Raw genomic sequence first — 7,209 nt, forward strand, 5'->3', positions numbered from 1 at the left:
CGATAATCAAAGAAATGTGATATTTCCACTTGACAATCGTCATTTCATAACAGAATTATAATATTCCTTCATAGTAGTAGCAGAAATAATGCTATGGCTACTTTCAAATTTTCCTAAGCCTACTCTTTGTTCTAACCATGGACGCTCTGTATGTGTTAAAGCTTCTAATTGATCAGCTCCATACTCTCCATAAGTATCCCAAACTGCTTCTAATACTTCAATTCTCTCTGGCGTAAATAATTTTTTCATTCTAGCCATGACTTCTTCACGATTAGTAATTTTTAATTCATGCCAGCCATAGCCTTTAAAAGTTTGATATAAAGTACGATTTACTGGACCATGTACCCATGCTTCAAATTCAGAATGATTAGCTATATCCTGATCTAAAAGAGTCAAACTCCATGCTTCCGCATAATAGCAAAGCTTCTGAATCTTTTTGTTTGACATATTTCCTTTTAACAAAAACCAATCTGCTACATCAGTAATATCTGCTTTTATTGGTTTATCCACAATTGCTATCTTTGCTGTCATGCTGTATCCCTCCATTTGAAAACTTAAATGATCCATAATTTTCAAACTCATTATAGCTTTGTACAACAAATGATTCAAGCCAACTTGATATCCTGTTTTTTCAGTTTCTGGACAAATCTCATGATTTCATACACCTCACTTTATGCTCTACTTATTTATACTTCACATAGCGGTTACTTTCCTATTCTTTATAAATTATTCGCTAACAGTAAAATGGATCTACATTAAATACCACCAAGACTATTATAGAATAGCCAGATCCGACAAAGTTTATTTTACTTATGAAGGTACTGTTGTAATGACAAGAAGCAGAGTAAATCAAATTTTTTATCCGTTTTTTTTGAAGTTGAGATTCAAGCACAAATAAAACCCCATTATTGTTCCACGAAATTAAATAAAAGCATCAACTTTTGGATATTTAAATCCTTAAGTTGATGCCATTAAGATTGACTTAATAGTCAATCTTTTATGCATAGATTTTAGTTTATCATTAGTCTGAAGAGAGAATTATCATCTCTTATAATTATCAAAATTTACTAACTGTATTTGATTATTTTCTAACCAATCCTTTAACCATTGGCTACACAAAAATTCACATTCCATAGTTCTGATAAGTGTATATGAAGAATGTTCTAATAAATATTGATCTATAAATCCAGGATGAAACACTGCAATAGAACAATAGTTTTCTTTAATAGCAGATAATTGTTCTTCTAGGTACTTCTTTGGATCATATAAACCATTTTCATCTAATTTGATAAATCCTAATCCATGTATCTTATTTAATTCACTCCAATGTGAATCCATAGGATTTTCAAAGAATAAATTATATTTATGAGCAACATTTTCTAATGCTTTTATATAATTCTTAGAAAAGACAGCGTGTCCTTCAAAATAATGAGGATACATCCCTGTAATTTCAATAAATCGTTTTAACTGTGCTTCTATTTCTTTTTCACATTCTTCAATATTAATTGTATCTATTTTTCTACTATTTATCTCTTTACTAGAATAAAATTCTCCTCTTTCATTAACTAGTGACGGAATCTCTTGAGGATCCAAAACAGGCTTAGCTAAGCAAATATTCGTATGTTGCCCAATACAAACATCTAAATCCTTTATTAAATCATAGCCTTGTCTAGCATATTCCATATTTGGCATCATACCAACACAAGTAAGACAACCATCTATGATTGCTTTTCTAATTCCATAATTTACAGCTTCACTGATTCCTAAATCATCCCCTCGTACTATAAGTTTCATACTTGACCTCCACTTATTTGTTTAAAACGACAATATGCGCCTATTAAATTAGAATCATTTTGAAAATGACAACATTTTACTAATGGTTTTCTAAAAACATATGTCTTTGTTTCTAAAGAATCAATGGCTTCATTTATCTTATTAACAAATAGTGGATTAGCACTAATTCCTCCTCCAATACAGATAACATCCGGATTAAATAAACAGTCGATATTGTAACAAAATTTAGCAATCGCTAAAAACCATTGATTTAAAACTTTTACCACTAACTCATTATTTTGACCATATAACAACATCATCTTTTCACCATCAATTGAATCATCACCCAGAAGTTCTTTTACCTTCTTGACAATAGATAAAGTAGAATACAAAGAAGCCATTCGATCATCATTCTCTTCATTAAAATTAGTGAAAAGCATACTAAATTCACCTGCTATCAAAAAACTACCTCTCAATATCTCCTTATTTAAAACAACACCTCCACCTATACCTGTACCAAAAATAATAGAAACAGAATTTGAATAATCTTTCGCACTTCCATATAATGCTTCACAAAGAGCCGCTGCTTTTCCATCATTTTCTACAGAAACAGGAATATTGTCACAGATCTTAGATAATTCACTAGCAAGCTCTAATCCTTCTAAATAAGTAAGAGCACCCGCACTGAGCATATCTCCTGTTGAAGATATTCTACCAGGAACTGAGAGTGCAATACCTTCTATTTGATTTTTAAATTTGAGATATAAATCTTTTAGCGTTAATAAAAAATCTTCTTTATTATGATACGGTGTTTTAATTTTATCTTTATTTGTAATATTAAGTTGATTATCAATTAAACCATATTTAATGTAGGTTCCTCCTACATCTATTGTAAGTATATCCATATTTTCCTCCTATAAAAATAGACTACCCTAGGTAGTCTATTTAATCATATTATCTTTTCGATATTGTAAAGGGGTTTGTCCATAAACTTTTTTAAAATGATTTATTAAAACATGTTCATTAGAAAACCCACATTCTAATGCAATATCTATAATACGTTTATTTGTTGTCATAAGTAAAAATTTTGCATGATCTAATCTTATTTTTGTAAGATAAGTATAATATGTTGTATCTAACATTTTCTTGAACAATAATGATATATGTTGCGTTGTATAATGAAATTTATTAGATAATTCTTTTAAAGAAATGTTCTCTTGGTAATGTGTACTTATATAGAATAGAATATCTGAAAAGATATCATTTACTTCACAGTCATTCTTTTCAATATTAACATTGGACTCTTTAATACATTGTGCTAATAAATTAATAATATGAGCTTTATATTCTAATTGAGAGATAATATCATCTCTTTTCATCAAACGAACAATATTAGAAAAATGACATTTGAATTCTTCTACATTCTTTACCTTAAATACTACATCATTTAATAAAGTGGGAGCCATATTTTGCAGAATAAAGCCCATATTTATCTGTATACATTGAAAGCGATAATTACCTAAATGACTTATGATTTCATGAAGAAGTTGCATACCCACAACAGCAAAATCCCCTTTTTTTAATAATAGAGATCCTTTAGGTGTATTAATTGATGTTTCTCCATCTACAATATAGATGATCTCCAACCATTCATGCCAATGAGCATCTATAATTCGTAATTCTCGGTTATAGCCAGCACCATCAATAAAAACACAATATTTATTTTTATCATATTTTTTCATTGATGAAACATCTTTATCAACATTTTCATATTCATCATCAAAAATAATTTTCATTGTCATCACCCATGACATTTTAGCATATTTTTTTAGACTTTTCTATTTTACAAATCGTTTCCATTTGATTGAATGACTTTTTTATACCATTCAAATGATTTTTTCTTTTTTCTTTCTAAACTACCATTTCCATAATCATCCATGTCTACATAGACAAAACCATATCTTTTTTTCATTTCTCCAGTTCCTGCAGAAACAAGATCAATACATCCCCATGGAGTATAACCCCATACTTCAACACCGTCATACTTAATTGCTTTATCTATTTGTTCAATATGCTTTCTTAAATAATCAATTCTATAATCATCATTAATAGAACCATCTTCTTCAATTGTATCTATTGCACCTAAGCCATTTTCAACAATCATTAATGGTAATTGATATTTATCGTATAATCTATTTAAAACAAGTCTTAAACCTTGAGGATCTATTGGCCATCCCCATTCTGATTCTTCTAAATATGGATTTTTAGTGCCACCTAGTTGGTTACCTGATGATTCTTCTGAATTGTTTCTTGTAGAAATGACTGAAGAGTTATAATAACTAAAAGATATAAAATCTACTGTACCATCTTTTAGGATTTCATCATCCCCATCTTCTTTAACTAGATTTACATTTTTTCTTTCTAAATCCTTTAATTTATAATTTGGATAATAACCCCTACATTGAACATCATAGTAAAAATCTTTAAAATCTCTAGCTATTTCCATTTCAGCAAGAGCATCATTTGGATTACATGTTTCAGGATAGAATAAGATATTAGCAATCATTAAACCTATTTTAAATTCTGGATTAATTTGATGACCAAGTGTAACAGCTTTAGCACTTGCTAGTAAAACATGGTAGATTGCTTGTTGCTGCTTTTGGTTATTTGAGGCCTCGCAAATACCTAAAGTTCCATAATCTCTTAAGAAATTAATTTCATTGAATGTTAGCCAATATTTAACTTTATCTTTATATCTAGTAAAGATTGTTCGACAATAGTTTTCAAAGAATTGAATTGTTTTACGATCTAACCAGCCTTCGTATTTATATGCTAGATTAATTGGCAAATCAAAATGATTAATTGTAACCAAAGGTTCAATCCCATATTTTAAGCATTCATCAAAAACATTATCATAGAATTGTAAACCTTCTTCGTTAGGTTGTAAATCATCCCCATTTGGATAAATTCTAGACCAATTAATAGACATTCTAAAGGTTTTAAATCCCATTTCCCCCATTAAAGCAATATCTTCTTTATAATGATGATAAAAATCTGTTGCCACATGACTTGGATAATACATCTCATCTGAAACAATAGCTTTAGCCTTATCTGGTACATCTTGCAATCTACCGATAACTTGACGTGTACCATCACTTAATTCAACAACCATTCTACGGGGTTCACTTTTACTTCCATTAGTCAAAACATCAGCAGTAGCTAAACCCTTGCCACCACTTAAATAACCACCTTCATATTGGTTAGCGGCTGTTGCACCACCCCATAAAAAATCACTTGGAAAACTCATATCTATCCCTATACCTTTCTTTTAGTATTTTTATAATAATCTTTACGATCAATCCAATCTAAAAATCTTTCAATTGCTAAATCCCAAAAACGCCATTCATGCTCATATCCTTCTTCGCTGATCCATGTATATTCCACACGCTTTTGTTTTAAAGCATCAACAAACTTTAGATTTAATTCATACAAGAAGTCTTTATTTCCACAAGTAATATAAATAGGAATATTTGCGTCACTTTTATCTAATTCTTTAAATAGATCCACATCTACATCCCTCATTTGTATAGCTGGTGAAAATGCACCAATAGCACTATATTTATCAGTATTTTTTAGACCGTGATAAAGGGCACCAAAACCACCCATTGATAAACCAGCAATAAAACGATCTTCTTTTCTAGAAGATATTGGGAAAACACCTTCAATATATTCTATCAACTCATTTTCAATAAAATCATAGAACATATCTTGTTCTTGATTTAAATAGTTCTTATTCTCTCCAGAAATCATCACAATAGCAATTTTTCTTTCTTCAGCATATAGCTCAACATTGGAATAACCACACCATTGTGCATGATTATTACCAAAACCATGTAATAAATAAACTACTGGATATTTATGTGTATAGTCATGATGACATTCATCATCAAAAAGTGATTCAGGAATTGAAACCGATGGTAGAATCACATTAATATCTACTGTTCTTTTTAATGTATATGAAATAACATTACATTGAATTCTTGCCATATTGTCCTCCTTAAAAAGTAAAAGTAATTACTTCTACTTTGTATTTTCTTGTTCTAATTTCAAAGTATTCTTATCGTCAATTAAGAAGAATGGTAAATATAGAATAAAGTCAATAAATACTGCTAGAATCCAAACTAACAATAATGATAAGCCACCCTGGAAGAATGCTGTAACAAATCCAGGTGTAACCCAAGGCATTGCAATAGTTGGATTAATATTAAATGTAAAAATTTGACATAATCCATATGTTATTAGACCTACAATTGCTGGTGAAAATACCATTGGGAAGAAATAAAGTGGATTTAACATTACTGGGAATCCAAAAATAACTGGTTCATTAATATTGAATATATTTGCTGGTGTAACAAGTTTTCTCATTGCTTTATACTTTTCAGATTTAGCAAAGAAACTTGCAATACATAATCCTAAAGTATTACCAGCTCCACCAATTTGGACACATGTTGCAACAACAGCGAATGTTAAATATGGTAAAGCATTACCTGCTAAAAATGCTTCTTGGTTTGCTAGATTTACAAGTGTTAAAATTGGCATATATGGCATTAAAATAGCATTAGGATGAACACCAAAGAACCAAATTAAATTCATTAATGTAAATACTATGATTAATGAAACTGGATTTGCTCCAAAAGCTGCAATTGGTTTACCAATAAGTGTTGATACAAGAGTAAATAAATTACCATATGGTGTAAAAGTACATGCATATTTAATCACAAAGATTGTTGTAAATATAATCATTGTAACAAATGTTGGTGCTAATGATTGAGAAACCATTGGTGGTACTGAATCTGGTAGTTTTAATCTTAGGTTCTTTTTCATTAACCAACAATAAAGACTTGGTACTGCTAATCCTAAAATAATAGCTAAAAAGATTCCGTCACTTCCTAAATAACTAGTAGCAAGTGTTGAAACACTTTTTCCTTGTTCAGTCGTAAATCTCTGAACAGGAATTAAAACAATAAAAGATGCTAACGCAATAATTGCACCGATAATTCCTTTTTCATTTTCTTTTTTTGTATAAGCATAACCAATTGCCCCTACTACATAAACAGCTAACAATGATAATGTTAAAGAAACGACCTCTAATGCTGTTGAATACATCCCAGTATTCTTTAAAAATTGAGTCCATGGCTCAATTGGTAAATTTGCCAATACTGCAATCAAAGCAACACCTAACGTAAGAGGCATTGAATACATAAAACCTTCTGTTAATGCCTGGATATACTTACTTTTACCTACAGCTGTCGCAAATGGACCAACTACTTTTTCCAAGCCATTTTGAAACTTGTCAAAAAAATTCATACTATTCTCTCCTCGTATAATATGTACGTAATCAGTTAATGAATTCTATCGATTCATTATTGATTGTAC

The 7,209-nt window shown here is 29.9% G+C and carries 7 protein-coding genes; all 7 read right to left on the reverse strand.

Translation table 11 applies throughout. From position 1 onward, the window contains the following. Positions 1–39 precede the first annotated feature (39 nt). The 7 genes from DW269_RS11825 to DW269_RS11855 all read right to left on the reverse strand — a co-directional run bounded on the left by DW269_RS11825 (position 40) and on the right by DW269_RS11855 (position 7,140). Positions 40–531 (reverse strand): Panacea domain-containing protein, encoded by a 492-nt coding sequence (locus DW269_RS11825; RefSeq protein ID WP_233502517.1) that lies wholly within the window; start codon positions 529–531, stop codon positions 40–42. A gap of 510 nt (positions 532–1,041) precedes the next feature. Further along, positions 1,042–1,794, reverse strand: a complete 753-nt coding sequence (locus DW269_RS11830) for a ChbG/HpnK family deacetylase (protein WP_117460148.1) — start codon at positions 1,792–1,794, stop codon at positions 1,042–1,044. After that, a complete protein-coding gene (locus DW269_RS11835) occupies positions 1,791–2,678 on the reverse strand; it encodes an ROK family protein (protein ID WP_117460151.1) in 888 nt (295 codons plus the stop codon). The genes DW269_RS11830 and DW269_RS11835 overlap by 4 nt, the downstream gene beginning before the upstream one ends. Positions 2,679–2,714: 36 nt before the next feature. Continuing rightward, positions 2,715–3,569: an AraC family transcriptional regulator gene (locus tag DW269_RS11840; RefSeq protein ID WP_158546371.1), complete on the reverse strand. Its 855-nt coding sequence runs from the start codon at positions 3,567–3,569 to the stop codon at positions 2,715–2,717. Positions 3,570–3,616: 47 nt separating this feature from the next. Beyond that, complete coding sequence (locus DW269_RS11845) at positions 3,617–5,080, reverse strand: family 1 glycosylhydrolase (RefSeq protein WP_117460155.1); 1,464 nt, start codon at positions 5,078–5,080, stop codon at positions 3,617–3,619. An 8-nt stretch (positions 5,081–5,088) separates the two neighbouring features. Further along, positions 5,089–5,820, reverse strand: a complete 732-nt coding sequence (locus tag DW269_RS11850; protein WP_117460156.1) for an alpha/beta hydrolase family protein — start codon at positions 5,818–5,820, stop codon at positions 5,089–5,091. Between the two features lie 33 nt (positions 5,821–5,853). Further along, positions 5,854–7,140 (reverse strand): PTS sugar transporter subunit IIC, encoded by a 1,287-nt coding sequence (locus DW269_RS11855; RefSeq protein ID WP_117460158.1) that lies wholly within the window; start codon positions 7,138–7,140, stop codon positions 5,854–5,856. Positions 7,141–7,209: the final 69 nt, after the last annotated feature.

This window comes from Catenibacterium sp. AM22-6LB, from assembly GCF_003435615.1.
Lineage (GTDB): Bacteria > Bacillota_I > Bacilli_A > Erysipelotrichales > Coprobacillaceae > Catenibacterium > Catenibacterium mitsuoka_A.

Excerpts from the sequence above, each read along its gene's own strand:
- DW269_RS11825 (WP_233502517.1), bottom strand. The coding sequence starts at position 531 with ATGACAGCAAAGATAGCAATTGTGGATAAACCAATAAAAGCAGATATT.
- DW269_RS11830 (WP_117460148.1), bottom strand. The coding sequence starts at position 1,794 with ATGAAACTTATAGTACGAGGGGATGATTTAGGAATCAGTGAAGCTGTA.
- DW269_RS11835 (WP_117460151.1), bottom strand. The coding sequence starts at position 2,678 with ATGGATATACTTACAATAGATGTAGGAGGAACCTACATTAAATATGGT.
- DW269_RS11840 (WP_158546371.1), bottom strand. The coding sequence starts at position 3,569 with ATGAAAATTATTTTTGATGATGAATATGAAAATGTTGATAAAGATGTT.
- DW269_RS11845 (WP_117460155.1), bottom strand. The coding sequence starts at position 5,080 with ATGAGTTTTCCAAGTGATTTTTTATGGGGTGGTGCAACAGCCGCTAAC.
- DW269_RS11850 (WP_117460156.1), bottom strand. The coding sequence starts at position 5,820 with ATGGCAAGAATTCAATGTAATGTTATTTCATATACATTAAAAAGAACA.
- DW269_RS11855 (WP_117460158.1), bottom strand. The coding sequence starts at position 7,140 with ATGAATTTTTTTGACAAGTTTCAAAATGGCTTGGAAAAAGTAGTTGGT.